Origin of the sequence: Mycobacterium angelicum, assembly GCF_002086155.1 — a bacterium.
In the GTDB taxonomy this organism is placed as follows: Bacteria; Actinomycetota; Actinomycetes; order Mycobacteriales; family Mycobacteriaceae; genus Mycobacterium; species Mycobacterium angelicum.
In genome coordinates this window covers 1-337 of the sequence record NZ_MVHE01000350.1, presented here as the reverse complement: position 1 = coordinate 337, position 337 = coordinate 1, and the positions used below count along the sequence as shown (strand labels likewise).

Genomic DNA, 337 nt, shown 5'->3' with positions numbered 1-337 from the left:
CAGAACATCGCCGCCGGATTCAGCGCCATCCTGCCCGCCCTGTCGGCCAGCTTCTCGGCCACCTTCCCCGCCCTCTCGGCGGCCCTCAACGCCACCCTCAGCGCCGCACTCTCGGGCAGCCTGCCCGCCTTCCAAGCCAGCCTGTCCGGCCTCAGCGCAGCGTTCAACGCCGCGTTGAGCGCCGCGCTGTCGGGCGCCCCCGCGCTACAAGGCGCGCTAAGTGCACTGCTGACCGCGGGGCAGAACATCGCCGCCGGATTCAGCGCCATCCTGCCCGCCCTGTCGGCCAGCTTCTCGGCCACCTTCCCCGCCCTCTCGGCGGCCCTCAACGCCACCC

Annotated in this window: 1 pseudogene; it reads left to right on the top strand. The window is 72.7% G+C overall.

Going from position 1 to position 337, the window contains the following annotated elements:
- Window positions 1–337 (top strand): annotated as a pseudogene (locus tag BST12_RS32730) (hypothetical protein); the annotation flags it as partial.